General features: G+C 68.0%; 20 protein-coding genes. 1 reads left to right on the top strand and 19 read right to left on the bottom strand.

All coding sequences use genetic code 11. The features are described 5' to 3' along the window. Positions 1-161 precede the first annotated feature (161 nt). The 6 genes from AC6I21_RS03155 to AC6I21_RS03130 all read right to left on the bottom strand — a co-directional run bounded on the left by AC6I21_RS03155 (position 162) and on the right by AC6I21_RS03130 (position 6,597). Complete coding sequence (locus AC6I21_RS03155; RefSeq protein ID WP_497763399.1) at positions 162-1,610, bottom strand: S8 family serine peptidase; 1,449 nt, start codon at positions 1,608-1,610, stop codon at positions 162-164. Positions 1,611-1,778: 168 nt separating this feature from the next. Continuing rightward, the gene (locus AC6I21_RS03150; protein ID WP_497763096.1) at positions 1,779-2,735 is read right to left on the bottom strand and encodes a Ppx/GppA phosphatase family protein; all 957 of its coding nucleotides are present in this window, start codon (positions 2,733-2,735) and stop codon (positions 1,779-1,781) included. Further along, positions 2,735-3,421, bottom strand: coding sequence for a DUF501 domain-containing protein (locus AC6I21_RS03145; protein ID WP_497763095.1), 687 nt, complete (start codon positions 3,419-3,421; stop codon positions 2,735-2,737). The genes AC6I21_RS03150 and AC6I21_RS03145 overlap by 1 nt, the downstream gene beginning before the upstream one ends. A gap of 110 nt (positions 3,422-3,531) precedes the next feature. Next, the gene (locus AC6I21_RS03140) at positions 3,532-4,428 is read right to left on the bottom strand and encodes an FtsB family cell division protein (RefSeq protein ID WP_497763094.1); all 897 of its coding nucleotides are present in this window, start codon (positions 4,426-4,428) and stop codon (positions 3,532-3,534) included. Positions 4,429-4,541: 113 nt separating this feature from the next. Beyond that, positions 4,542-5,822, bottom strand: coding sequence for a phosphopyruvate hydratase (eno, locus tag AC6I21_RS03135; RefSeq protein ID WP_138173582.1), 1,281 nt, complete (start codon positions 5,820-5,822; stop codon positions 4,542-4,544). A 91-nt stretch (positions 5,823-5,913) separates the two neighbouring features. Further along, complete coding sequence (locus AC6I21_RS03130) at positions 5,914-6,597, bottom strand: MazG nucleotide pyrophosphohydrolase domain-containing protein (RefSeq protein ID WP_497763093.1); 684 nt, start codon at positions 6,595-6,597, stop codon at positions 5,914-5,916. Between the two features lie 196 nt (positions 6,598-6,793). On the opposite strand from AC6I21_RS03130, the gene AC6I21_RS03125 reads away from it, so the two are divergent. Continuing rightward, a complete protein-coding gene (locus AC6I21_RS03125; protein ID WP_497763092.1) occupies positions 6,794-8,287 on the top strand; it encodes an aldehyde dehydrogenase family protein in 1,494 nt (497 codons plus the stop codon). Between the two features lie 69 nt (positions 8,288-8,356). Here the strand turns inward: AC6I21_RS03125 and AC6I21_RS03120 are convergent, their stop codons facing one another. From AC6I21_RS03120 to betT, 13 genes are all read right to left on the bottom strand, one after another. Further along, positions 8,357-9,085 (bottom strand): class I SAM-dependent methyltransferase, encoded by a 729-nt coding sequence (locus tag AC6I21_RS03120; protein WP_497763091.1) that lies wholly within the window; start codon positions 9,083-9,085, stop codon positions 8,357-8,359. 121 nt (positions 9,086-9,206) lie between these two features. Beyond that, on the bottom strand, positions 9,207-10,421 hold the full coding sequence (locus AC6I21_RS03115) for an adenosine deaminase (protein WP_497763090.1): 1,215 nt from the start codon (positions 10,419-10,421) through the stop codon (positions 9,207-9,209). Positions 10,422-10,512: 91 nt separating this feature from the next. After that, positions 10,513-11,202 carry a DedA family protein gene (locus AC6I21_RS03110; RefSeq protein ID WP_138925711.1) on the bottom strand — a complete coding sequence of 230 codons (690 nt, stop codon included), beginning with the start codon at positions 11,200-11,202 and terminating at the stop codon, positions 10,513-10,515. 341 nt (positions 11,203-11,543) lie between these two features. Beyond that, on the bottom strand, positions 11,544-12,857 hold the full coding sequence (locus AC6I21_RS03105; protein ID WP_497763089.1) for a thymidine phosphorylase: 1,314 nt from the start codon (positions 12,855-12,857) through the stop codon (positions 11,544-11,546). Further along, on the bottom strand, positions 12,838-13,422 hold the full coding sequence (locus tag AC6I21_RS03100; RefSeq protein WP_497763088.1) for a cytidine deaminase: 585 nt from the start codon (positions 13,420-13,422) through the stop codon (positions 12,838-12,840). Before AC6I21_RS03100 ends, AC6I21_RS03105 begins: the two co-directional genes overlap by 20 nt. 2 nt (positions 13,423-13,424) lie before the next feature. Then, positions 13,425-14,705, bottom strand: a complete 1,281-nt coding sequence (locus AC6I21_RS03095) for an ABC transporter permease (protein ID WP_497763087.1) — start codon at positions 14,703-14,705, stop codon at positions 13,425-13,427. Further along, on the bottom strand, positions 14,705-15,910 hold the full coding sequence (locus AC6I21_RS03090) for an ABC transporter permease (RefSeq protein WP_497763398.1): 1,206 nt from the start codon (positions 15,908-15,910) through the stop codon (positions 14,705-14,707). The genes AC6I21_RS03095 and AC6I21_RS03090 overlap by 1 nt, the downstream gene beginning before the upstream one ends. 14 nt (positions 15,911-15,924) lie before the next feature. Continuing rightward, positions 15,925-17,466: an ABC transporter ATP-binding protein gene (locus tag AC6I21_RS03085; RefSeq protein ID WP_497763086.1), complete on the bottom strand. Its 1,542-nt coding sequence runs from the start codon at positions 17,464-17,466 to the stop codon at positions 15,925-15,927. A 120-nt stretch (positions 17,467-17,586) separates the two neighbouring features. Beyond that, a complete protein-coding gene (locus AC6I21_RS03080) occupies positions 17,587-18,675 on the bottom strand; it encodes a BMP family lipoprotein (RefSeq protein ID WP_138173564.1) in 1,089 nt (362 codons plus the stop codon). Between the two features lie 273 nt (positions 18,676-18,948). Beyond that, entirely contained in the window at positions 18,949-20,151 is a 1,203-nt protein-coding gene (locus tag AC6I21_RS03075; protein WP_497763085.1) for an amidohydrolase, read from the bottom strand. 188 nt (positions 20,152-20,339) lie between these two features. Beyond that, complete coding sequence (locus AC6I21_RS03070; protein WP_396277961.1) at positions 20,340-21,926, bottom strand: GMC family oxidoreductase; 1,587 nt, start codon at positions 21,924-21,926, stop codon at positions 20,340-20,342. 231 nt (positions 21,927-22,157) lie between these two features. Then, positions 22,158-23,696, bottom strand: coding sequence for an aldehyde dehydrogenase family protein (locus AC6I21_RS03065; protein ID WP_138173558.1), 1,539 nt, complete (start codon positions 23,694-23,696; stop codon positions 22,158-22,160). After that, the gene (gene betT / locus AC6I21_RS03060) at positions 23,693-25,855 is read right to left on the bottom strand and encodes a choline BCCT transporter BetT (RefSeq protein WP_497763084.1); all 2,163 of its coding nucleotides are present in this window, start codon (positions 25,853-25,855) and stop codon (positions 23,693-23,695) included. Before betT ends, AC6I21_RS03065 begins: the two co-directional genes overlap by 4 nt. Positions 25,856-25,884 lie beyond the last annotated feature (29 nt).

The raw sequence follows: 25,884 nt of genomic DNA, 5'->3' as shown, positions 1-25,884 counted from the left end.
GGTCCAGTCCTGGGCAGGGTCCGGCGACGGGCCGGGATCCAACTTCACTGATTGGGGGGCGGCCCTGCTGTCCAGAACCGCGGAAACAGCAACGGGGGCAGCGCACCGGTCTCCCGGATCGCTGCCCCCCGTCCGCAACGCCCGGCCGGGCTGCCGCAAGGCTATTCAGGCACGTCGTCAAACAGGTCCCGGCTGCCCGGGGCCCGGCCAACCTTCAGGTCGCTCAGTGCCGCGTCGTCGATCTGCTTCGAGCGCTGGTAGCGCCGGTTGGCCGCGGCCACCTGCCAGCCGCCCAGGCCCAGGGCCAGCACCAGCAGCACCCCCGCGCCGATCACGAGCGCCGGCTGCAGCAGCGGCGCCTCCTGCGGCGGGGCGACCGGCTGCGGGGCGGCGACCTGCTTCAGGTCGGACTTCTCCATGGAGATGCCCGGTTCCCTGGTGTCCTGCGCTCCGGCGTCGGTGTCCCGGCGGTGCACGTGGATCCATTCGGCGATGGTGCCCAGCGGGTTCGTGCTGGTCTCGGCGACGTCGGCGGTCAGGGCCGCCTTGGCGTCCATGATCCCGTAGCCGTAGAGGTTGTCCACCCCGGGGGCGCCGGCGTCCTTGGCGGTCTTCAGGATCCGGTTGATGACCTGTGGCGCCTTCATCTGCGGGTACTTGGAGCGGATCAACGCCACCACGCCGGAGACGATCGGCGCGGCGCCGGAGGTGCCGGACCAGCGGGCATAGTCACCGCCGGGCATGCCGCCGACCAGCGGCTCGGCCGGGGCGGCCACCCCGATCGAGATGCCCTCGGTGGAGGAGTCCTTCGAGGCCTTGCCCGACTCGTCGACCCCGGCCACGGTCAGCACCCCGGGGATGGTGGCCGGCGCGCCAACCTGGCTCATCCCGCCGGAACGGTTCCCGGCGGCGGCCACGACCACCACGTCGTGGTCCTCGGCGTACTTGAACGCCGAATCCCAGCTTTCGGGCCAGGCCGGGCTGGTGGAGCCCAAGGACATGTTGATGACCTTCGCCCCGTTGTCCACGGCCCAGCGCACCGCGCGCGGGATCTGCTCCTCGACCGGGATCCCGGCCGGGTTCTGCCCGCCCATCCACAGCGAGACGGACATCAGCTCTGCGGCCGGGGCCACCCCCAGCACGCCGTCCGGCCCGCCGGAGGGCTTGGGCACGGTCTCGTACTCCGGTTCCTCAGGAACGTCCTCGTCTTCCTCTTCCGCGTGCTTCTTGGCCTTCTCCCACGCGGTCTTCAGCTTCTCGTTCTCGGCCTTGATCCGGTCGATCTCGGCCTTGTTGTTCCCGCGCCCGGCCAGCAGGGTGGCCACCAGGGTCCCGTGCTCGCTGCGCGCCCCAATCGGGGTGTTGCCGGTCGGTCCGCCGGATCCGGAGACGTCGGTGCCGCCGGTGACGGCACCGCGCAGGTCGGGGTGTGAGGTGTCGATGCCGGTGTCGATCACCGCGACCTTCACCCCCTGGCCCTTGGCGTCCTTGTGGGCATCCTTGATGCCCAGCGAGTCCAGCCAGTACTCGGCCTCGCGGATGCTGTCGGCGTGGGCGCCGGGTGCCAGCAGCAGGTTGCCGCCCACTCCCAGCACGAGCGCCAGGCTCATGGCCAGCAGCGTGCCTAGGGTGCGGGTGATCCGGGGCCCGGTGCGTGCGAACACGGTTTCCTCCTAGTCCCCGGGCCGCCGGCCGGCTGGCCGTGACGCATGATCGGGTGCGGGTGTGTGGTGGGTGGGTCTCAAGGGTGGCTCCGAGGCCAAGGTGGCCCCTGGGGCCTAGGCGGTGTGCAGGGCGGCCACCGAGGCGGCAATGCCATCGAGGATATCGTGTTCCGAGGCGGTGATCCGCTCAACCCGGCCGCTGGTGGCCCGGTGCACGTGGGAAAGGATGCGCTGCACGATCAGCGCCCCGGCCTGGATCACGTCCACGCGCCCGGGGTGCATGAAGCCCAGCGCCGCACGCTGGGCCCGGTTCATGCCCAGGATCGCGCCGGTCGCCTCGCGCATCTGGCAGAAGTCCAGCTGCGCGCCGTGGATGCGCTGCGAGTCGTAGTGCTCCAGCCCCAGCGCCTGGGCGGTCAGCGTGGTGATGGTCCCGGCGACCCCGACCAGCCCGGTCAGCTGGGACAGGTCCAGGGATTCGAGCACGCGCAGCTGGTCGTCGATGAAGTCCGCGGCCTGGCTGCGGGCATCCAGTCCACCCAGGCCGTCGGAGAAGAAGCGTTCGGTGACCCGCACGCAGCCCATGTCCAGGCTCACCGCGGTACGTGGGGTGCGTCCGGCGCCGATCACGAACTCGGTGGATCCCCCACCCAGGTCGATGACCATCCGCTCCCCGGCCGCATCGGCTGGCAGCACGCCGGTCGCCCCGGCGAAGGACAGCGCCGCTTCCTCCTGGCCGCTGATCACCTCGGGGCGCACCGAAAGGATCTGCTCGATGGTGTCCAGGAACTCCTCGCGGTTGGCCACGTCGCGGGTGGCGGAGGTGGCCACGAAGCGGGTGTGCGCCACCTGGTGCCGGTCGATCAGCGCGGCATAGTCGCGCACCGCCGCGTAGGTGCGTTCCAGGGCCTCGGGGGCGAACCGCCCGGTGGCGTCCACGCCCTGGCCCAGGCGCACGATCTGCATGCGCCGCTCTACATCGGCCAGCTGCACGCCGTCGGCGCCCTGGCTGGCCTCGGCGATCAGCAGCCTGATGGAATTGGTGCCGCAGTCGATCCCGGCTACCCGCATTAGCTCTCCTCCCCTGCCGCCTGTCGTTCGGCCCGCTTGCGGGCACGCTCGGCGCGTTTGACTTCCGGATCCACCGCCTGGGTCTTTACGTGCCGGGAGCGGTCCCGGCTGGGGGCCGGGCCCTTCGTGTCCCAGGCCCCGGTGCAGTAGCACACGTCCTTGGTCCACCATTCGGCGATCCCGGCCAGCGCCTCGTCACCCAGCGGGTTGACCCCTTCCCCGGCGGCCAGGGAATGGCCGACCAGCACGTGCAGGCACTTCACCCGGGTGGGCATGCCCCCGGCCGAGACCCCGGCGATCTCCGGGACCTCACCGGTGCCCGAACGCTGACCAATCGCGTCCCGGTTGGCCAGGTAGGATTCGTGGGCTTCGCGGTAGGCGGCGGCCAGCTGCGGATCCTGCCCGAGCCGTTCGTTCATCTGGTTCATCACCCCGGCGGCCTCCAGGCGGGAAACGGCCGAGGTGATCACCGGGTGGGTCAGGTAGTAGGTGGTGGGGAACGGGATGCCGGAGGACAGCCGCGGGGCGGTGGTGGCCACCAGCGGGTTGCCGCATACGCAGCGCGCCCCGATCTCCACCACGTCGCGCACCGGACGGTTCAGCTGCCGGCTGAGGGTTTCCAGGTCCTTCTCGCTGGGGGTACGCCCGGCGGCGTCCAGGGCCTCATGAATTCGCTGGTTGCTCACGTCTCACTGCTCTTCCGCTTGCGTCGTAGGTCTTGGGTCCGCAACAAAGGGGACTTCGGGTCATTCGGGGCCGGTGGCGGCGGGCCGGCGCAGGGCCGGGACCGGTTTGGTCAGTCGGTGGCCGAACGGCGCACCGAGTCCAGCAGGGCGTCGACCCAGGGCAGTTCCTGGCGCACCTCATAGGTGCTGCCGTTGGCCTGTTCGTCCTCCTGCGCGGAGGGCCGTTCCCCGACCACCATGTACACCCGCTCACCGGGCATCACCAAGTTTATCCGGTCGCGGGCCTGCTGCTTGATGTACAGCGGGTCGTCCCAGCGGGCGATCTCCTCTTGCAGCGCGTCGCGTTCGGCCTCCATGGCGGTGATCGAAGCGCGCAGCTCGTTGATCTCCTGCATCTGGGCGCGGTAGTGGTTCACCGTGGGCACCAGCATCACCGCGAAGAAGGCGAGCACCACCAGCAGGGCGGCGACGCGTCCGGAGAAGCGGTGCGCGGCCACCGGCTCCCCGCCGGGTTCAGCCGGCCGGGTGGGCGGCTGGGCCTCGGCGGGATTGCGGCGCACCGCGGCGGAAAACTTGACCCGATCCACCCGGCGGCGCTGGGACTGCTTCTGCTTGGCCCGCTCCAGCCGCGGGGAGCGCGCGCTCTTGCCTGGGGCCGGGGCGGCTTCCGGGTCGGGGGCGCGGCGGCGCCCGGCCGGGCGGGGCCGGGGGCTGGGCACCACGTTGATCGCGTCGGTAGGCAGTTCGGTGGGCGGAGCGCAGCGCTGCTCGGGATCCAGCGGGACCACCTTGGCGCTGGTGGTGCGACGTGCGGTGTGCCCCGCGGCCTGCGGTCCGCTGGCGGAGGGGCGGGCCGCGGCGGGGCGTGGCCCCTGCCGCGGCTCCGTCGTCGACCCGCTGCCGGGGTGCGCCGCACCGGTGCCCGCGTCCTGGGTGACTGGTTCGCCGTTCCCCTCGGGTCGCTTGGGGGTCGGTCGACGAGGCATTCGTGGTGGTCGCTGAGCCATGCTCCCCCATTCTTTGGTCTGTGGCCGGCGGTACCGTGCGGCGGTACGCGTCGTTAAACGACGAAGCCCGCCGGCAGGTTCCTACCGACGAGCTTAATCGCTATCACTGGCAATTAGCTGTTGAAACGCGGGAAGGCGCTGGCGCCGGCGTAGATAGCTGCATCACCGAGGTCCTCCTCGATGCGCAGCAGCTGGTTGTACTTGGCCACGCGCTCGGAGCGGGCCGGGGCGCCGGTCTTGATCTGTCCGGCGTTGGTGGCCACGCAGATCTCGGCGATGGTCACGTCCTCGGTCTCCCCCGAACGGTGCGAGGTGATGGTGGTGTAGCCGGCACGCTGGGCCATGGTGATCGCATCCAGGGTTTCGGTCAGCGAACCGATCTGGTTGACCTTGACCAGCAGCGAGTTGGCGATGTCCTTCTCGATGCCCTCGGCCAGGCGCTGCGGGTTGGTGACGAACAGGTCATCGCCCACCAGCTGCACCTTCTCCCCGATCGCGTCGGTCAGGGTCTTCCAGCCCTCCCAGTCGTTCTCATCCAGCGGGTCCTCGATGGAGACCAGCGGGAAGTCGGCGACCAGCTGGGCGTAGTAGTCGCTCATCTGCTGGGCCGAACGCTGCTGGCCCTCAAACTGGTAGGAGCCGTTCTCGAAGAACTCGGAGGAGGCCACGTCCAGCGCCAGGGCGATGTCCTGGCCCGGGGTGTAGCCGGCCCGCTGGATCGCCTCGGTGATCAGCTCCAGGGCGGCACGGTTGCTGGGCAGGTTCGGTGCGAAGCCGCCCTCGTCGCCCAAGCCGGTGGACAGGCCCTTTTCCTTCAGCACGGACTTGAGGTTGTGGTAGACCTCAACACCCCAGCGCAGGGCCTCGGAGAAGGTCTCGGCGCCGATCGGGGCGATCATGAACTCCTGGATGTCCACGTCGGAGTCGGCGTGCGAGCCGCCGTTGAGGATGTTCATCAGCGGCACCGGCAGCACGTGGGCGTTCGGGCCGCCCAGGTACTTGAACAGCGGAAGGTTGGCGCTGGTGGCGGCGGCGGTGGCCACGGCCAGGGAGACGCCCAGGATGGCGTTGGCGCCCAACTTGGACTTGTTGCTGGTGCCGTCCAGGTCGATCATGGCCTGGTCGATGGCACGCTGGTCGGTGGCGTCCATGCCTTCCAGTTCCCCGGCGATCTCTTCGATGACTGCCTCAACGGCACCGAGCACGCCCTTGCCCTGGTAGCGCTTCTTGTCTCCGTCGCGGCGCTCCGCGGCCTCGAACTGCCCGGTGGAGGCGCCCGAGGGAACAGCCGCGCGGCCGTGGGAACCGTCGGTGAGCAGGACTTCGACCTCAACGGTCGGGTTGCCGCGGGAATCAAGGATTTCACGCGCGTGGATGGCGTCAATCAATGCCATGAGTTTGGACTCCTTGTATAAAGGGGTGGTCGAGGGGCAAGTCAATCCAGCGGTCCAGATTAACCGTTGGCACCGTTGCCTGGTTCCTAGCCTAGCGCTTACCCGGGGTTTCCGGCGACGATGTGTCATCACCGGGCTGGGCATAGCGGGCCGTCAGCGCGTCGCGCAGCACCGCCTCCGCGTCCAGGCCCAGTTCGCTGGCCCGAGCGGTGAGCCCCATCAGGGCCGCGGCCAGCTGCTGCTCGTCGTTCACCGCCGCAGCCAGCGCTCCCCCGCCGCGGTGCTCGGGCGCCACCGGCCGCCCGGCACGGGCCTGGCGGGAAAGCAGCTTCTGGGACAGGGTCAGGGCCGGCAGCCCGGCAGGCAGCCCGGCCCGGGGCCGGCGCCCGCGCTGTTCCTCCGCCTTGGCCGCATCCCAGGTCTCGATGATGGTGGCCACATCCTGGGTGATGTCCCCGCGCAGCTGCCCGTGCTCGTCGAAGATGTGCCGGTTGCGGCGCAGCATCTTCTGGCGCAGCCCGTAGGCCACGTCGTCGAAGCCGAACTGTCCGGCCTCGCTGGCGATCTGGGCGTGCAGCACGATCTGCAGCAGCAGGTCCCCCAGTTCGTCGCGCAGCTCCTGCGGGTTTCCGGCGCCGATCGCGTCGATCACCTCATAGGCCTCCTCCACCAGGTAGGTGCGCAGCGACTGGTGGGTCAGCGCCCGCGTCCAGGCGCAATGGGTGCGCAGGATCCCGATGGTCTCCAGCAGTTGCTCGGTCTCGGTTTCAGCCATGAAAACCATGCTAATCCCCGCAACCCGCGCTGCTGGCCCCACTCGGTGGCCTACGCTGGGGGTGATGGGCGTCGCAGCGAGCACGCTGGGCGTCCTCCCCGGTCCCGGAACGCGCGTAGCGCCCCCGTGCCGCTGCACGGGGGCAATGCCCTGCCGGGACCCGCCCACCATCCGGGAACCTGCGAAAGGACCTGCCATGACCGAGCCGCACACCCTCACCAGCCCCCAGTTTCTCGATCAGCTGCCCAGTGAACTGTTCATCGGCGGGCAGTGGCGCGAAGGCACCTCCCAGCGCACGCTGCGCACCACCAACCCCTTTGACGACACGCTGCTGGCCGAGATCCGGCAGGCCTCCACGGCCGATGTGGATGCGGCCTACCAGGCGGCCGCCGACGCCCAGCCGGGCTGGGCCAGCCTGCCTCCGGCCAAGCGCAGCGCCGTGCTGGGCAAGGCTGCGGACTACCTGCAGGAGCACTTCGAGCAGGTGCTGCAGCTGCTGGTCGCCGAATCCGGCTCCAGCCACCTGAAGGCGAACATCGAACTGTCCGGCACGATCGCCGCGATCCGGGAGGCGGCCACCTTCCCAACCCGCGTGCACGGCAAGATCCTGCCCTCCAACGCCCCGGGCAAGGAAAACCGCGTCTACCGCGAACCGGTCGGGGTGGTGGCGGTAATCAGCCCCTGGAATTTCCCGCTGCTGCTTTCGGCGCGCTCGGTGGCCCCGGCCCTGGCGCTGGGCAACACGGTGGTGCTCAAGCCGGCCTCGGACACCCCGTTGACCGGTGCCCTGGTGTTGGCCAAGGCGTTTGAGACCGCCGGGCTGGCGCCCGGGGCGCTGAACACCGTAATCGGTTCCGGCTCGGAGATCGGGGATCATGTGGTCACCCACCCCACCCCCTCCCTGGTCTCCTTCACCGGCTCCACCCCGGTGGGCCAGAACGTGGGCAAGCTGGCGATCGCCGGCGAGCGCATGAAGCGGGTCTCGCTGGAACTGGGCGGCAACGCCCCGTTCGTGGTGCTCTCCGACGCGGACCTGGACCAGGCGGTGAAGGCCGCGGCGCTGGGCAAGTTCCTGCACCAGGGCCAGATCTGCATGGCGATCAACCGGATCATTGTCGAGGACGCCGTCTACGATGAGTTCGTCGAACGCTTCGCCGCCCAGGTCAAGGAACTGAAGTACGGGAACGCGGCCGACCCGGCCACCCTGGTCGGGCCGATCATCAACGACTCGCAGCTGGCCGGCCTGCGCGGCAAGATCGACACCGCCCGCGAGCAGGGCGCCCGGCCGGTGGTGGCCGGCCCGATCACCGGGCGGGTCATCGCCCCACACGTCTTCGCGGAGGTGACCTCGGAAATGGAGCTGTTCCGCGAGGAGATCTTCGGGCCGGTGGTCGGCATTACCCGGGCGGCGGATGAGGCCGAGGCGCTGCGCCTGGCCAACGACACCGAGTTCGGGCTCTCCTCGGCCGTGTTCACCAGCGACATCGAGCGCGGGGTGCGTTTTGCCCGCGGCATCAAGGCCGGGATGACGCACATCAACGACATCACCGCCAACGATGAACCGCACGTGATGTTCGGCGGGGAGAAGAACTCCGGGCTGGGGCGCTTCAACGGCGAGTGGGCAATCGAGGAGTTCACCACCGACCACTGGATCGGCGTGCAGGGCACCGCCAAGAAGTACCCGTTCTAGCGTTCCAGCAAACACCAGCACTCCGGGGCGGCACCTTCAGCTAAGGTGCCGCCGTCAGTGCGTTGTTGCCTAGTTCCACGCCCGCGCCTCGAACACCATGATCGGCTCGTGTCCCCGGAAGGGCGTGCGCCGCCAGGTGCCCCATACCGCGCTGACCTTGAACCCCGCCGCGTGCAGCTGCCGTGCCAGGGTGGACCGATCGCGGAAGGTCAGCAGCGTTTCCTGCCCGATCCTCTCCCCGGTGGCCAGAAAGTGGTTGTCGAATCGCAGCAGGACCCGCCCATGGCCTTGTTCGGTGACCGTGCACCGTTCCGCCAGCGGTCCGTGCGGGGTGTGCCTGATTTCGGGTTCCTCCTGTCCCCAGGTTTCCCAGGCCCGCGCCGCGGGGTTCCGGGATTCGAAGGCCAGCACCGCCCCGGCAGCCGCCCGGGCGCGCAGGTCCGACAGGGTCCGCTGCCACTGTGGATCGGCAATGTGCTGGGCAACGTTGCCCGTCATCACCATGAGGTCGTAGGGCCCATCCGGCAGCAGTGGGCTGTCGCCGTGGACCCAGCGCACCGCCTGGGCGCCGGGACGGCGGCGGGCGTAGTCGAGCATCGCGGCGGAGGGGTCCACTCCGGTGACCTGGCGGCCCGGCCCGGCGAAGGTGACGGTCAGGATTCCGGTGCCGCACCCCAGATCCAGGATGCTGTTGGCCGCATGACGTGCAGCCAGCTCCCGGTAGTAGTCATGATCCGGCCCGTCGGGATTGTCCGCGTCGTAGAGGTCGACGAGCCGGGCCGCGTATTGCTCCCCCATGCCTTTCACCGCTCCCCGCTGCCAAGCACGGCGGGCCGGCGCCGGGCAATCGCGTGGATTACCCGGCACCGGCCCGCGGTGCGTGTTTCAGCCACCCGCGGTGGATGGCTGAGGTGGATGCTTAGTCCTCATCGTCCTCGTCGAAGTCGTCTTCGTCGTACTCATCGTCGAAGTCATCATCCTCGTCGTCCAGCAGGTCCGCGTAGGCGTCGTTGATGTACTCGACCATCATCTCGCGCACCTCCAGCGGCACGAAGGCGGCCTCGGCGGCGTTCAGGGTCAGATCCAGCAGGTCTTCCAGGTCGTAGTCGAACGCCTCCACCAGCAGCTCGTACTCGTCCGAGAGCGTGGTGCCGCTCATCAGCCGGTTGTCCGGGGAGATGGTCACGTTGAACCCGGTCTGCACCAGCAGGTCGATCGGGTGATTCTCGATGCCCTGGCCAAATCCGGCGCTCGCCCCGGTCTGCAGGTTCGAGGACGGGCAGATTTCCAGCGGAATGCCGCGTTCACGCACCCAGTTGGCGACCTGGCCCAGCGAAACCAGGCCGGTGTCCTCCCCCACCTGCTCGCCTTCATCGTCCACCCCACCGAATTCGATGGTGATGTCCTCGGCGATGCGCACCCCGTGGCCCAGGCGCTGGGCGCGGCCGATCAGGATGGCCTCCTTGATGGAGTCGATCCCGGCCGCCTCACCGGCGTGCACGGTGGTGGGGAAGAAGTTCTCGGCCAGCAGGTCGAACGCCTCGGCCATGCGCGAGGGCGGGAAGCCCTCCTCGGCGCCGGCGATGTCGAAGCCGACCACCCCGTCGCCGCGGTGGCGCAGCGCCAGCTCGGCGATCTCCTTGCCGCGATCGGCGTGGCGCATCGCGGTGACCAGCTGGCCCACCTGGATCAGGTGGCCTTCCTCGGTCAGCCGCTCCACGGCCTCGTCCAGTCCCGCCTGCACCGCCCCCACGGCCTCGTCCAGGCTCAGCCCCTTGGCCAGGTGCTGTTCCGGCGCCCAGCGCACCTCACCGTAGATGACCCCGTCGGCGACCAGGTCCTCCACGAACTCGCTGGCCACCCGCTTGAGGGCGCCCTTGGTCTGCATCACCGCGATGGTGTGCTCAAAGGTTTCCAGGTAGCGCGGCAGCGACCCGGAGTCGGCGGACTCACGGAACCATTCGCCCAGTGATTCGGCGCCGTCCGCGGGCAGGGTGTGGCCCACCTCGGCTGCCAGTTCGATGATGGTCTGCGGGCGCAGCCCACCGTCCAGGTGGTCGTGCAGGGAGATTTTGGGCAGATCGCGGAAGTCGAATTCGGGATCATAGGCAAGATGAATCAGTTCTTCAGTCACAGTGTCGAGCCTAGCCGCATTTGGGCCGGACAGATAGCCACCACGGCTGAAGAAAAGGACACATCTTGGGGGCGGTTATTGGTGCTGCGGGTTAATTCGCGTCCAGCTCACCGGGCGGGACGGTTTCACGGGCTTTTCCCTCCGCGCCGCCGCGCTCGGCCTGCAGCCGCCGCAGTCGCTTGCGGTGCACCGCCTCCAGGATCTTGTTCACGATCCGGTCGATGATGAACCCCAGCACCAGGGCGATCGCCACCGAGAGCACCACGCCCAGCAGCTTGTTGTCAGACAGCCAGTTTCCGGCGACCGCGCCGATCCCCACCGAGTAGCCGCCCCAGGTGATGCACCCGATGACGTCGAAGAACGTGAAACGCTGGTAGGAGTAGCCGGTCGCCCCGGCGGTCAGGTTCACCGCCACGCGCCCCAGCGGGATGTAGCGGGCGGTGAAGATCAGCAGCGCACCGGAGGTTTCCAGTTTGCGGGCCGCGAAGTCCAGCACCTTCTTGGCCCGGCCCGAGCGCATCCACGCGAACTGCCGGTAGCCGATGCTGCGTCCAATCCGGAAGGTGATCTGGTCGCCGATGATGGCGCCGGCCACCCCGATCAAAAAAATCAGCAGCAGGTTGGGGCTGCCGCTGCCGAAGCCGACCGCGGCCAGCGACACCAGGAAGGTTTCCGAGGGAACGACCGGGAACACGCCGTCGATCAGGCAGAAGGCAAACAGCAACGGCAAAACCCACCAGGCGCTGGCGGCCTGCATGATTGCCTCATTGACCATTTCCATGGGTGCGTACGTCGCTTCCTCGCTGCCCGGAGCCGTCCCCCGGGCTTCTGCCTTCCATTGTCTCCCACCGGGCCGGGCACGCACACCCCCGAAAGTGATGATCTGCGCCGGTCCGGTCTCCACCCGTGGGTTGAGGCCGTTGCGCCAGGAGAATCCCTCTTTGGCACAACGAACCGCGCCGGGCAGAAGTTCCGCCGCACCAGCGGATTGACCGGCACTGCGCACCTGCACCAGGGCAAGGCCGTGGACCGATCCGGCGCGGCATAGGCCACGGGCCGCCGGCTCCCACCGGTGGTGGAGGCAGGCGGCCCGTGTCCGTGCAGCGGCTGGGTTTCACCCCGCTAGCTGGCGGTGATGCGCTCGATGATCAGCCGGGGGTCGGCCCGGTCGGATTCGGCCCCGAGCACCAGGGAGCGTTCCACCAGCGCGGCGGCGCGCTCGATCTTTTGGGGGGTGTCAGTCAGCAGGGTGGCGATCGGCTGTCCGCGGCGCACCAGCGCCCCGGGCTTGACGTGCAGCTGCACCCCGGCCCCGGCCTGCACCGCATCCTCCTTGCGGGCCCGCCCGGCGCCCAGCGTCCAGGCGGCCAGGCCGATGTCCATCGCGTCCAGGCGCAGCACGCTGCCCTCGGCCGGGGCGTAGATCGTGTGCGATTCCTTCGCCTGCGGCAGCGGCGCGTCCGGGTCCCCGCCCTGGGCGGAAATCATGGCCCGCCACTTGTCCATCGCCCGCCCGTCGTTCAGCGCCGCGCGCACGTCCACATCGCGCACCCCGGCCCCGGCCAGCATTTCCTCGGCCAGGGCCACGGTCAGCTCAACCACGTCCTGCGGGCCGCCGCCGGCCAGGACCTGCACCGATTCGGCGACCTCGATCGCGTTGCCGGCGCTCAGCCCCAGCGGGGTGTCCATGTTGGTCAGCAGCGCCACGGTATTCACCGACGCGTCCGCGCCCAGGTTGACCATGGTGGTGGCCAGTTCGCGCGCGCTGGCCTCGTCCTTCATGAACGCCCCGGAGCCGACCTTCACATCCAGCACCAGGGTGCCGGTGCCCTCGGCGATCTTCTTGCTCATGATGGAGGAGGCGATCAGCGGGATGGCCTCCACGGTGCCGGTGACATCGCGCAGTGCATAGAGCTTCTTGTCCGCCGGCGCCAGCCCCGCCCCGGCCGCGCAGATCACGGCGCCGACCTCGGATAGCTGGGCGAACATCTGCTCATTGCTCAGGTTGGCCCGCCATCCGGGAATGGACTCGAGCTTGTCCAGGGTGCCTCCGGTGTGCCCCAGCCCGCGCCCGGACAGCTGCGGGACCGCCACCCCGAACACCGCCACCAGGGGCGCCAGCGGCAGGGTGGTCTTGTCCCCCACCCCGCCGGTGGAGTGCTTGTCGGTGGTCGCCAGGCGCCGCCCGGAGGCGTCGGTGAGCGTGGAGAAGTCCATGCGCTGTCCGGAGTTGATCATCGCGGTGGTCCAGCGCGCGATTTCCACCCGGTCCATCCCGTTCAGGAAGATCGCCATGTTCAGCGCCGCCATCTGCTCCTCGGCGATCACCCCGCGGGTGTAGGCGTCGATGGTCCAGTCGATCATCTGCGGGCTCAGCCGCCCGCCGTCGCGTTTGGTGCGGATCACCTCAACCGCGTCAAAGGCCTCCATTGCCATCTTGCTCCTCCTCCTGCTGCGCGCTCTGCCGCGCTGGCGTCTCAGGTAGTGTCCGCGCCCCGGCTCGTGCCGGGCCCGGCCCGGCGGGTTCGCGGTGTCCGGTGCGTTCCAGGTTCTGTGGCCCGAACGCGTCGGGCAGCAGTTCGTCGATGCTGCGCACCCCGCGGGCGGTTTTGATCCGCAGCGGGTTGCCGCGGTGCTCGTAGAGCAGCTGCCGGCAGCGCCCGCACGGGGTGATCAGCTCCGCCTGCCCGCCGACGGGGCGGCCCAGGCACAGGAAGTGGGCCAGGGTTCCGCCGCCGGTGGCGAACAGCTGGCCGAGCATCGAGCATTCGGCGCACAGGGTCACCCCGTAGGCCGCGTTTTCGATATTGCACCCGGAGACCAGGCGCCCGTCGCTGCTCAGGGCCGCGGCCCCGACCTGGAAATTCGAGTACGGCACGTAGGCGTTGTCCAGGGCCGCGGTGGCCGCGGCGTGCAGCCGCGACCAGATCCGCTCTTCCTGCCCGCCCTCGGGCACCGGGATCTGCGCAGGATCGCCCTGCGGGCGGGGCTGTGACGGCACGGCTACTCCTTCGTGTACGGTTCGCCCACCGCGGCCGGACCGCGGGAGCGGCCCACCAGTCCTGCCACGGCGAAGATGGTCACCAGATAGGGCATCATCGCCATGAACTGGCTGGGCACCGGGGTGCCGATGATCGTCAGGGTCACCTGCAGGTTGTCGGCGAAGCCGAACAGCAGGGCCGCCATGAACGCGCCGATCGGGTTCCAGCGCCCGAAGATCACCGCGGCCAGGGCGATGAAGCCGCGCCCGCCGGAGATCTCCTTGGTGAAGGAGTCGATGGCCACCAGGGTGAAGAAGGAGCCGCCGATGCCGGCCACGATCCCGCCCAGGGTGACGTTCCAAAAGCGCATCACGTTGACCTTGATGCCCAGGGTGTCCGCGGCCTTGGGATGCTCGCCCACCGCCCGCACACGCAGGCCCCAGCGGGTCTTGTACAGCCCGAACCAGACCAGGAACACCGCGATGTACATCAGGTAGCCGACCACGGACTGCTTGAACAGAATCGGACCGATGACCGGGATGGCGCTCAGCCCGGGAATCTCGATGATCGGCAGGCGCCCGGGCGAGTTGAACAGTTCCGGGTCGCGCTGCATCACCGTGGTGAACAGGAACCCGGTCACCCCGGAGACCAGCACGTTCAGCACCACGCCGACGATGATCTGGTTGACCAGGTATTTGATGGAGAACAGCGCCAGGATCAGTGAGACCAGGGCCCCGGCCACACCGGCGGCAACCAGCCCGGCGAACACGTTGCCGGTGGTGGAGGCAACGATCGCGGCGGTGAAGGCGCCGGCCAGCAGCTGGCCCTCAATGGCGATGTTCACCACGCCCGACCGCTCGCACAGCACCCCGGACAGCGAACCGAACACCAGCGGCACGGCCAGCACCACGGCCCCGGCCAGCAGGGAGGCCAGCGAAATGGTGGTCACGTTCGCCCCGGAGACCACCCAGATCAGGAACGAGAGCACGAACAGGACCGCGAAGACGATCACGATCCAGCGTTCGGTGGCCAGCCCCTGCCTGCGCCGCATCCAGGAATAGACCGCGCCGGCCGCCAGCAGCACGCCGATCACCAGGTTGGTGGCCTGGCCCGGGAAGACCAGGGTGGGCAGTTCGAACGCGTCCCCGGCGCTGGAGAGGCGGAAGTGCGCGGCCTCGCTGCTGCCCAGCAGGCCAAAACCCACCAGCACCAGCACGGCAATCACCGACAGGAACACCGGGGTCTTGATCGGCACCGCCGAACGGGTGGGCAGCACGGAGGTAGGCAAAGTCTGTGCGGTCATCAGGCACCAGCCTTAGTCGAAACGGGACGCTTGGAGGACGCGGCACGCGCGCGCTTCTTCTTGTTCAGGCCGAAGATCGCCTTCACCAGCGGCGGGGCCGCAATGAACAGCACGATCAGGGACTGGACCACCAGCACGATGTCGATCGGGGTGCCGGTGGAGATCTGCATGTTCACCGCGCCGGCGCGGAAGGCGCCAAAGAGCAGCCCGGCAAAGAACGTGCCCCACGGGGTGGAGCGGCCCAGCAGCGCCACGGTGATCGCGTCAAAACCCAGCGACCCGGCGATCCCGGCGGTGAGCACCTTCTCGGTGCCCGCCACCTGCGCCACGCCCGCGGCCCCGGCCAGCGCCCCGGCCAACGCCATCGCCAGCATGGTCGCGCGGGCCACGTTCACCCCGGCGGTCTGCGCGGCGGCCGGGTTGTGCCCCACCGCGCGCAGCTCAAAGCCCAGCGTGGAGCGCTTGAGCAGCCAGGCCACGAAAATGGTCAGCGCGATTGCCATCAGGAACCCCAGGTGCAGCCTGGAACCGGGCAGCGCCGGGAAGACGGCGGTGGAATCAAGCACCGGGGAGATCGGGTTGGTGCCTCCGGGGCGGCGGAACGCCGCGGTGTTCATCAGGTAGTCCAGCAGGTACAGCGCCACATAGTTGAACATGATCGTCAAGATCACCTCGTGCGCGCCGGTGCGGGCCTTGAGCACGCCCACCAGCCCGCCCCAGATCGCGCCGCCGAGCAGACCGAAGATGATCACGACCAGCAGGTGCAGCACGATCGGCAGGTGCCAGGCGAACCCGGCGTAGGCGGCCATCGTCGCGCCGATGATGATCTGCCCCTGCGCGCCGATGTTGAACAGCCCGGCCCGGAAGGCCAGCGCCACGCCCAGCCCGGCACAGATCAGCGGCGTGGAGACGGTCAACGTCTCCAGGAACGGGGCGAAGCCGCGCGCCGAGTTGTAGATCGAGCCGTTGAACAGCGCCACATAGGATTCGGTGCCCGCGTGCCACAGCGCGGAGAGGAAGTCGGTGGGCCGGGCGAAGAAGTACCCGGCGCTCTTGATGACCTTCTCGTCGGTCACGGCAATCAGCAGCCCGCCGATCACCAGGGCCACGATCACCCCCAGCACCGAGACCATGCCCGGGCCCTGGGTGATCTTGCGGAACAGGTCGTTGCCCTGCTGCGCGGCGCCGCCGTTGGGCGGCTGCACGGTCTTGGTCTGGCTCACTGGCCTTCTCCTTCCGCCTGGTGTTGCGCCATGGCTTCCTCGGCCGATACCCCGGCCATCATCAGTCCCAGCACCTCGCGTGGGGTTCCGGCCGGCACGATCCCGTTGACCCGGCCCTTGTAGAGCACCGCGATCCGATCGGCCAGCTCCATCACCTCATCCAGCTCGGTGGACACGATCATCACCGGGGTGCCGGCGTCGCGTTCGGCCACGATCCGCCGGTGGAGGAATTCGATCGAACCCACATCCACGCCGCGGGTGGGCTGCGAGGCGATGAACAGCTTCAGCGGGCGGGAAAGCTCGCGCGCCATCACCACCTTCTGCTGGTTGCCTCCCGAGAGGCTGGAGGCCGGGTTCAGCTGGTTGTCGGTGCGCACGTCGAAGTCCTGGATCTGCTTGGCGGCATTGCGCCGCAGCTCGTCCAGGTTCATCGACACCCCCTTGGCGAAAGGGGCACGGTCGTACAGGTCCAGCACCAGGTTCTCCTCGATCGAGAACTCGGCGACCAGCCCGTGCACGGAACGGTCCTCGGGCACGAAGCCGACCCCCGAGCGCAGCACCTGCTTCACGCTCTGGCCGATCAGCTCCTTGCCCTGCAGCTTCACCGAGCCGCCGGTGACCGCCTGGGTGCCCAGGATCGCCTCGGTCAATTCGGTCTGGCCGTTGCCCTGCACGCCGGCCACGGCCAGGATCTCGCCCTGGCGGATGTCGAAGGACACCTGGTCCAGGGTGGTGGTGCCGGCGTCGTCGACGACCGACAGGTCGCGCACCTGGAAGGTCGCCTCCCCGGGCACCGCCGGCTCCTTCTGCAGGGTCAGCTGCACCGAGCGCCCCACCATCAGGTTGGCCAGTTCGGTGGTGTCGGTGTCCGGTTCAACACTGCCCACGACCTCGCCGCGGCGGATCACGGTGATCACATCGGAGACCGCCTTGACCTCGCGCAGCTTGTGGGAAATGAACACGATCGAGGTGCCGTTGGCCTTGAGCTGGCGCATGATCTCCAGCAGCTCGTCGGTTTCCTGCGGGGTGAGCACCGCGGTGGGCTCATCCAGGATCAGCACCTTGGCCTCGCGCACCAGCGCCTTGATGATTTCCACGCGCTGCTGCACACCCACCGGCAGGTCCTCCACCAGCGCGTCCGGATCCACGTGGAAGCCATAGCGTTCGGAAATCTCCCGGATCTTGGCCCGGGTGACATCCAGGTCCAGCACGCCGGCGGCCTTGGTGGCCTCCGAACCCAGCGCCACGTTCTCGGCCACGGTGAAGACCGGGATCAGCATGAAGTGCTGGTGCACCATGCCGATGCCCGCGGCCATCGCGTCGCCCGGGCCGCTGAACTCCACCGGCTGGTCGTCGACCAGGATCTGCCCCTCGGTGGGCTCGTAGAGCCCGTAGAGCACGTTCATCAGTGTGGATTTGCCGGCGCCATTCTCGCCGAGCAGGCAGTGGATTTGCCCGTCATCGACCACCAGGTCTATGCCCTTGTTGGCATAGAAGGAACCGAAGGCCTTGGAGATTCCCCGCAGTTCGAGTTTCACGATCCCACCATCTTTGGTTGTTTGGGTTCAGGTTGGACACAGTCATGGAGCGCACCAGCCGCGCACCGCTCGGGCGGTGAGCGGTGGCACGCTCCATGACGGTTAGGGGTGTTGTGGCCCTTACTTGGGGCTGGCCTGGGATTCGACCTTCAGCTCGCCGGAGATGATCTGCTGCTTCAGCGCCTCCACCTCGGACTTGGTCTCGTCGCTGACCTCATCTTCGAAGTTGTGGAACGGGGCGATGTCCACGCCGCCGTTCTCCAGGGTGCCCACGTACGGGGTGGCATCGAAGTTGCCCTCGGTGTCTTCCTTGATGACGTCCTCGACGGCCTGGTCCATGGTCTTGATGACCGAGGTGAGCATGACGTCCTTGTAGTCCGGAGCGGTTTCAAAGCCGTCGGAGTCAACCCAGACGAGCTTGACGTCCTTGCCGGCCGCATTTTCTTCCTTCACCGCGGCGCCGGAGCCCTTGCCGACCGGCCCGGCGACCGGCATGATCACGTCAGCACCCTGGCTGATGAAGGTCTTGGTGACCTGCTTGCCCTTGTCCTGCTTCTCGAAGTCGCCGGTGAAGGTGCCGTCCTGCTTGTCCTTGTTCCAGCCCAGCAGCTTGACGTTCTCGCCCTTGTCCTTGTTGAACTTCTCCACGCCGTCGGCAAAGCCGTCCATGAAGATGGTCACGGTCGGCAGCTTGATGCCGCCATAAGTGGCCACGGTGCCGGTCTTCGAAGTGGCAGCGGCGACATAGCCGGCCAGGAACGCGGCCTGGGCTGTGTCGTAGATGATCGGCTTGACGTTCTCGATTTCGTTTTCGTACTGGAAGTCAACGATCGCGAAGTGCTTGTCCGGGTTCTCCGCGGCGGCCTTCTCGGTGGCGTCACCCAGCAGGAAGCCGATGGTCACGGTCATGTTGCAGCCGGCGTTCATCATGCCCTGCAGGTTTGTGGCGAAGTCGGCGTTGGACTTGGATTCGGCTTCCTTGGCCTGGATGCCCAGGTCCTCTTCGGCCTTCTTCAGGCCGCGGTAGGAGGACTCGTTGAAGGACTGGTCATCGAAGCCGCCGGAGTCCGAGACGATGCAGCCGGTGTAGTCCGAGTTGTCGGCGTTGGCGCCGCCTTCTTCCGGGGCCTGGCCACAAGCGGAAAGGGCCAGTGCAGAAATACCGAGCATGGCAGCGGCCACACTGGCCTTACGCGATGCGAAGCGCATGTAATCCTCCATAGAGCGTTGCGAGATATCCGGGAGGCCAGGCACCTGTAACCCAGCGGAAAACTACTTTGCCGTTCGCTGCGCCAGTGCTAACGATCCCATCGTTTCCATAGCCTATATGAGATCAGGCACAGGTACACCGGCTGGAGATTACAAAGCGGTAACTTGCAACACATTCACGGCAAGCGCTTAACGTCAAAGGCCACGTCAGAGCGTTTTACGTCATTGTCAAAGATCCGCTAAAAATTTTCGCCCGGGCTGGGCGCAGAAGCACTAGTCAAGGTCGGCAATCGCGCGCAAGCACGCACCGACCATCACCGAGGTCCCCACCCCGATGCATCGCTCATCGGGAATATAGTCCCCACGGTGCAGATCAAACGTCTCCCCGCCCGGGGTGCGGGTGCCCAGGCGCAACATCGCCCCGGGAACCTTCTGGGTCATCCAGGCGAAGTCCTCCCCGCCCATCGACTGCGGGGTCAGGCCGATGTTCTGCGAGCCGATTTCAAAGCGGGCGGCGCTTTCAATCAGCCCGGTCTCCTCGGCCGTGTTCACCACCGGCGGCACCCCGCGGGTGTGCTGCAGCTTGATCTCCACGCCGTAGGGGGCCGAGACCTGGCGGACCGTCTCATCCAGCAGCTGCCCGGCGGCGAACCAGGCCTCCCCATCCAGGCAGCGCATGGTTCCGGCCAGGTAGCCGGTGGCCGGAATCGCGTTCGGGGCGCTGCCAGCGTGAATCTGACCCCACACCACCGACACGGCCGAGCGCACGTCGACCTTGCGGCCCAGCACCGCCGGGACCTGGGTGGCAATCTGACTCATCGCAAACACGACGTCCTCGGTCAGGTGGGGGCGCGAGGTATGCCCGCCGCGGCCGTTGACCTCAATGCGGATGGTGTCGCTGGCCGAGGTGATTGCCCCGATGCGGGTGCCGATCTGCCCCACGTCGATGCGCGGGTCGCAGTGCAGCGCCAAGATGCGCGGCACCTCATCCAGCACGCCCTGTTCGATCACCGACAGCGCGCCACCGGGGATCTTCTCCTCCGCCGGCTGGAAGATCACCCGCACGCGGGCATTGAGCAGCCCCTCGTCATCCAGCTTCTTCAGGGTCAGCGCGGCCCCGAGCATGACCGTGGTGTGGATGTCGTGGCCACACGCGTGGGCCACCCCCTCGTTGACCGAGGCGTAGGGCAGGCCGGTTTCCTCCAGCACCGGCAGCGCGTCGATGTCCGCACGCAGCCCGATGGCAAGCTCCCCGCGGCCCACATCGACCCAGGCGCCGGTGTTGTTCATCGGCACCGGTTCCAGTCCGGCGGCCCGCAGCTGGGCCAGGATCATCTCGGTGGTGCGGTATTCGGCGAAGGACAGCTCCGGATTGCGGTGCACGTCGCGCCGGAAGTCGATCAATTCGGGCAGCAGCTGCTCAACCCAGGGCTTGACCGAGGGGATGGTGGCATTCCGATACTTCACTGTCCGCATCCTTCGAAGATACGCGTCGGTAGGTCCGCTGGGATAGTTTCTGCGTAATCTTGCAGCGAACCGTGAAACACTGCTGCCCATGCCAGGGCCCCGCCAAGGGCTTGCCACACACCTCGGCCCCCGCACCGCACCCCAAAAACGGGGGCGACGCGGGGGCCGAGGCGTTGCCGTCCGGCAGCCGGCTCCGGTTAGGAGGCCTGGTCCTCGCGGATCATCTCGGCGCAGCGCTCACCAATCATCATCACGGTGATGTTCGGGTTCACGGTCACCAGTTCGGGCATCACCGAGGCGTCGGCCACGCGCAGACCCTTGACGCCCTTGACGCGCAGCTGCGCATCCAGCGGGGAGAGCACATCGTCATCGGCGCCCATGCGCACCGTGCCGGCCGGGTGGTACACGGTGTTGTGGGTGCGGCGCAGGTAGTCGAAGATCTCCTCGTCGCTCTGCACGTCCTGTCCCGGGTAGAGCTCCTGGCCCGCCCATTCGGCCATCGGCGACTGGGCGACGATCTCACGGGCCTTGCGGATCCCGTAGGTCATCACCTTGCGGTCATGGCCCTCCGGGTCGGTGAAGTAGCGCGGGTCCACCATCGGCTTGTCGCGGAAGTCCCGGCTGCGCAGGCGCACGGTGCCGCGCGACTTGGCGTGGGTGACGTTCGGGGTCAGGCAGAAGCCGTTCTCGGTGCTCGGGTAGCCCTGGCGCAGGGTGTGCATGTCGAAGGGCACCGACCCGTAGTGCATCATCAGGTCCGGGCGGTCCAGCCCCTCTTCGGTGGCGGCGAAGATGCCGATCTCCCACCACTGGGTGGAGGTTTCCACCATGGGCTTCTTGGCTTCCCACTGGATCACGCCCTCCGGGTGGTCCTGCAGGTGCTCGCCGACGCCCGGAGCGTCGACCACGACCTGCACACCCACCTGGGACAGGTGCTCGGCCGGGCCGATGCCCGAGAGCATCAGCAGCTTGGGCGAGTCGATCGCGCCGGCCGAGACGATCACCTCGCGCCGGGCGTTCAGGGTGGTGGTGCGCCCGAACGCGCCCTCCACCACGTCCACGCCGGTGCAGTTGCGCTCGGCGTCGAAGTTCAGCTGGCGCGCCTGCAGGCCGGTGAGCAGGGTGAAGTTCTTCCGGTTCCGGATCGGGTGGATGTAGGAGACCGACGAGGAGGAGCGGGTGCCGTCTTCGCGGCGGTTGATCTGGAAGAAGTTCGCGCCGTTGATCACGGTTTCATCGTTGTTGAACTTCGTCCGGGGCAGGCCGATCTGCTCGCAGGCGTCCAGGATGGCCACGCCGCAGGGGTCCTCGGCCGGAACGTTCATCAGCTTCACCGGGCCGGAATCGCCATGGTGCGGGGCCTCGGGCCCGGCGTCCTCATTGGTTTCCAGCTTCTTGTACAGCCGGTAGGCCATCTGCGAGTTCCACCCGGTGGCGCCGAACTTGCTCTCCCACTCATCCAGGTCCTCGCGCGGGGCCCAGAAGGCGATGCAGGAGTTGTGGCTGGAGCATCCGCCCATCACCTTCGCGCGCGAGTGGCGCATGAACGAGTTGCCGTTCTCCTGCGGTTCGATCGGGTAGTCCCAGTCGTACCCGGACTCCAGCAGCTCCATCCAGCGGTTCAGCTGCAGCACCTCATCGATGCCGCGGTCATCGGGGCCGGCCTCCACCAGCGCCACGCTGACCTCGGGGTCCTCACTGAGTCGGGCCGCCACCACGGCGCCGGCCGATCCGCCGCCGATGATGATGTAGTCGAAGTCGGTTTTTGCACTGTCCTGATGCATCAGTCATTCTCCTCGTCGTTACTGCACGATTGCGTTGCTACACTTCTGCGTTACCTTGCGTTGGCATTGTCCTGCTCAGTGTCTGTGTCTGTGTTGGCGGTCCCGTCCGACGCCGGTCAGCGAAGCCGTGCCGCGCCGGTCCGGCACGCCCCGATGGGCAGGGGTCCGGCGCTGCGCCAACTCCCCCGCAGGAGGCTGGCGCAGCGCCGGAACGGGCCGCGTGCGGCTCGCCTACTTGGCGGGGAACCAGCCGGTGACCTGGGGATCCAGGTTGTGGTAGATGTGCTTGGCTTCCTGGTACTCGCCCAGTCCGGTCGGGCCCAGTTCACGGCCCACGCCCGACTGGCCGTAACCGCCCCATTCGGCCTGCGGCAGGTAGGGGTGGAAGTCGTTGATCCACACGGTGCCGTGGCGCAGGCGGGCGGCCACCCGCTGGGTGCGCGAGGCGTCCTGGCTCCACACCGCTCCGGCCAGGCCGTAGTCGGTGTCATTGGCGATGGCCACGGCCTCATCCTCGGTGCGGAAGGTCTCCACGGTGACCACCGGGCCGAACGCCTCGTCGACGACCACGCTCATCCCGGAGCGGACCTGGTCGATCACGGTGGGCAGGTAGAAGTGCCCGGAGCCCAGGCCCGCGCCGTCCTCGTCGGTTGCGGCCCGTCCGCCGCACAGCACGCGGGCGCCCTCGGCGATACCGGCCTGCACGTAGGCGTCAACCTTGGCCAGGTGCTCGGCGGAGATCAGCGCGCCGGTCTCGGTCCGCTCGTCGAACGGGCCGCCCAGGCGGATCTGCTGGGCGCGGCGCACCAGTTCGGCGGTGAACTTCTCGGCGATGGATTCCTCCACCACGATCCGAGCACCGGCCGAGCACACCTGCCCGGAGTGCACGAACGCGCCGTTCAGCGCGTTGTCCACCGCGGCGTCGAAGTCGGCGTCGGCGAAGATCACGTTCGGGTTCTTCCCGCCCAGCTCCAGCGCCACCTTCTTCACGGTGCCGGCGGCCGCGGCGGCCACCTTGCGCCCGGTGACCAGCCCGCCGGTGAAGGAGACCAGGTCCACGTCGCGGTGCTCGGAGAGGATCGCTCCGGCTTCGACCCCGGTGCCGGTGACCAGGTTCGCCACCCCGGCCGGCAGGCCGAGCTCATCGAGCACCTGCATGGTCAGGATCGCGGTGGAGGGGGTCAGCTCCGCGGGCTTGAGCACGAACGAGCAGCCGGCGGCCAGCGCCGGGGCGATCTTCCAGGCCGCCTGCAGCAGCGGGTAGTTCCAGGGGGTGATCATCGCGGCCACGCCGATCGGCTCATGCACGATCCGGCTGACCACGTTCGCGTCCCCGGCGTCCACGATCCGTCCGGCCTGGTTGCCGGCCAGCTTGCCGAAGTAGCGGAAGCTGGCGATGATGTCGTCCATGTCCAGGCGGCCTTCGACGATCCGCTTGCCGGTGTCCAGGGTTTCGGCCAGCGCAAACTCCTCCTTGCGCTCGCTGATCCGGTCGGCGACCTTCAGCAGGAAGTCCCCGCGCTCTCCGGCCGGCACCGAGGACCACACCCCGGAGTCGAAGGAGCGGCGGGCGGCGGCAATCGCGGCCTCGGAGTCCTGCTGGCCGGCCTCGGAGACCGTGGCCACCGCTACCCCATTGGCGGGGCACTGGATGGTGCGGGTGCGCCCGGAGGCCGCCTTTTGGAACTTCCCGTCGATGAACAGGGTCGCGCCCGAATGCAGCAACGGGTTTTCGTTGCGGGGAAAGTCGGTGTCCTGTGGCAGGCTCATGCTTGCTCCTTAGTGGTTGAAATCGGTAGGGAGGTGGTGTCGAAGTCCGATTCCCAGTCGGTCTTCGAGACCCCGTTGCTGTTGATCAGGCTGGGCCCCTCGGCCTCGACCTGGGTGGTCAAGAACGTCATGTGCGCCTCGTACTGGTCCAGCACGTCGCAGATCAGCTGATCCTTGTTCAGGCCCATCAGGTCGTAGCCGTGGCTGCCTTCCTGGGAGAAGACCTCGATGCGGTAGTAGATGTCGTTGCCGGCCGAAACCCTGGCGTAGCTGGGCACCGGCATGGCCACCGGGTAGATCTGGTACTTGAAGGGCCGTTCGTCCCCGTTGCTGACCACCAGGTCCAGCGAATCCAGCTCCAGGTGCTCCACCCGTTCGATATCCAGTGCCACTTCCGCACCGCGGGCGGAGAACTCCTGGCTGACCTCCTCCAGGGCCGGCAGGGCCACCTCGTCCAGGTAGCGTTTGGTGGCCCGGTGCCCGGGGTAGTTCATGGTCCGGGCCAGGCGCTGCTTCCAGCTGCGCCGGTCGTTGGGGGCGCCGATGCGGCTGGAGAGCAGCTTGTGCATGGTGTGCTTGTAGCTGTTGGCAAGCGCGGATTCCACCCGCAGCGACTTGAACACGCCGAGCATGATGAACACCAGCACGAAGGAGAACGGCAGCCCCATGATCACGGTGGCGCCCTGCAGGGTCGGCACCCCGCCCACCAGCAGCATGCCCAGGGTCAGCAGGCCGGTGGCCAGCGACCAGAACAGGCGCACCGGCTTGGACCCGTCGGACTGCGGGTCGGCCAGGTGGGAGGTGAAGTTCGCCATCACCAGGGCACCGGAGTCGGCGCTGGTGACGTAGAACAGCAGCCCGGTGAAGGTGGCGATCGCCGCGGTGATCGGCGCGCCCGGGTATTGCTCCAGCAGCGAGTAGAACGCCTGTTCCGGGGTGTTCATCGCCACCTCGCCAAACGCCTCATTGCCCCCGCGCACCAGGGCCAGCGCACTGTTGCCGAAGATCGAGATCCACAGCAGGATGAACGCGAACGGCACGACCAGCACGCCGGTGACGAACTGGCGGATGGTCCGGCCGCGGGAGATGCGCGCCAGGAACAGGCCCACGAACGGGGCCCAGGCGATCCACCAGGCCCAGAAGAACAGGGTCCAGCTGTTCAGCCAGTCATCGGGGCGGTCGAAGGCGAAGGTGTCCAGCGCCATCGACGGGAAGCGCGAGAGCGTGTCGCCGATGTTGGTGATAATCCCGTCGAAGAGGAACGAAGTGCTGCCGGCCACCAGCACGAACACCATCAGCGCGATGCACAGCAGCACGTTCAGCTCGGAGAGCCGCCGGATGCCCTTCTCCACTCCGGTGAGCACCGAGATCGTGGCCATCAGCACCGCGATGACGATCAGGATGATCTGCCACATGGTGTTCTCCGGAATGTCGAACATGAAGTTCAGCCCGAAGTTCAGCTGGGCGACGCCGATGCCCAGCGAGGTGGCGATGCCGAAGATCGTGCCGAGCATCGCGGCGATGTCCACCGCATGCCCGATCCAGCCGTGGATCCGGTCCCCCAGCAGCGGGTAGAGCGCGGAGCGGATCGACAGCGGCAGGTTGTGCCGGTAGGAGAAGTAGCCCAGGGCCAGGCCGATCAGCGCATAGAGCCCCCAACCCAGGAGTCCGTAGTGGAACAGCGTCCACACCACCGCCTGGCGTGCGGCCTCCACGGTGGAACCCTCCCCGCGCGGCGGTGCCAGGTACTGGGTGACCGGTTCGGAGACCGAGAAGAACATCAGGTCGATGCCGATGCCCGCGGCGAACAGCATCGCCGCCCAGGTGAACAGGTTGAAGGTGGGCCGGGAGTGGTCCGGGCCCAGCCGGGTCTTGCCCACCTTGGAGATCGCGATCCCGATGACGAAGACCAGCACCGCCACGACGATCAGCGTGTAGTACCAGCCGAAGGTGTGTCCGATCCAGGTGACGCACGCGGTAATGACCGCGTCGGCCGATTCCCGGTCGATGATCGCCCACAGGGCAATGGCCAGCACCAGCAGCGCCGAACCGTAGAACACCACCCGGTTGACCCGGGTTTTTGGTGGGGGCGCCTGGCCCGCAGGCGGAGTTTCCCCGCTGGTCTTGGGTGGTTCAGGGGTTGTCGTAGGGGCAGTCATGGCCATTGAGCCTACCAACGAGTAATAAA

This window comes from Glutamicibacter sp. St.4D3 (genome assembly GCF_059728615.1).
The sequence above is the reverse complement of the archived record's forward strand: the minus strand, read 5'-3'. Positions and strand labels throughout refer to the sequence as shown.

Bases quoted from the DNA above. Each gene is read 5' to 3' on its own strand.
- AC6I21_RS03110 (WP_138925711.1), bottom strand. From the start codon at position 11,202: ATGGAAATGGTCAATGAGGCAATCATGCAGGCCGCCAGCGCCTGGTGG.
- AC6I21_RS03125 (WP_497763092.1), top strand. From the start codon at position 6,794: ATGACCGAGCCGCACACCCTCACCAGCCCCCAGTTTCTCGATCAGCTG.
- AC6I21_RS03105 (WP_497763089.1), bottom strand. From the start codon at position 12,857: ATGGCAATGGAGGCCTTTGACGCGGTTGAGGTGATCCGCACCAAACGC.
- AC6I21_RS03140 (WP_497763094.1), bottom strand. From the start codon at position 4,428: ATGGCTCAGCGACCACCACGAATGCCTCGTCGACCGACCCCCAAGCGA.
- AC6I21_RS03155 (WP_497763399.1), bottom strand. From the start codon at position 1,610: ATGAGCCTGGCGCTCGTGCTGGGAGTGGGCGGCAACCTGCTGCTGGCA.
- AC6I21_RS03095 (WP_497763087.1), bottom strand. From the start codon at position 14,705: ATGACCGCACAGACTTTGCCTACCTCCGTGCTGCCCACCCGTTCGGCG.
- AC6I21_RS03070 (WP_396277961.1), bottom strand. From the start codon at position 21,926: ATGCATCAGGACAGTGCAAAAACCGACTTCGACTACATCATCATCGGC.
- betT (WP_497763084.1), bottom strand. From the start codon at position 25,855: ATGACTGCCCCTACGACAACCCCTGAACCACCCAAGACCAGCGGGGAA.
- AC6I21_RS03065 (WP_138173558.1), bottom strand. From the start codon at position 23,696: ATGAGCCTGCCACAGGACACCGACTTTCCCCGCAACGAAAACCCGTTG.
- AC6I21_RS03075 (WP_497763085.1), bottom strand. From the start codon at position 20,151: ATGCGGACAGTGAAGTATCGGAATGCCACCATCCCCTCGGTCAAGCCC.
- AC6I21_RS03120 (WP_497763091.1), bottom strand. From the start codon at position 9,085: ATGGGGGAGCAATACGCGGCCCGGCTCGTCGACCTCTACGACGCGGAC.
- AC6I21_RS03150 (WP_497763096.1), bottom strand. From the start codon at position 2,735: ATGCGGGTAGCCGGGATCGACTGCGGCACCAATTCCATCAGGCTGCTG.
- AC6I21_RS03130 (WP_497763093.1), bottom strand. From the start codon at position 6,597: ATGGCTGAAACCGAGACCGAGCAACTGCTGGAGACCATCGGGATCCTG.
- eno (WP_138173582.1), bottom strand. From the start codon at position 5,822: ATGGCATTGATTGACGCCATCCACGCGCGTGAAATCCTTGATTCCCGC.
- AC6I21_RS03080 (WP_138173564.1), bottom strand. From the start codon at position 18,675: ATGCGCTTCGCATCGCGTAAGGCCAGTGTGGCCGCTGCCATGCTCGGT.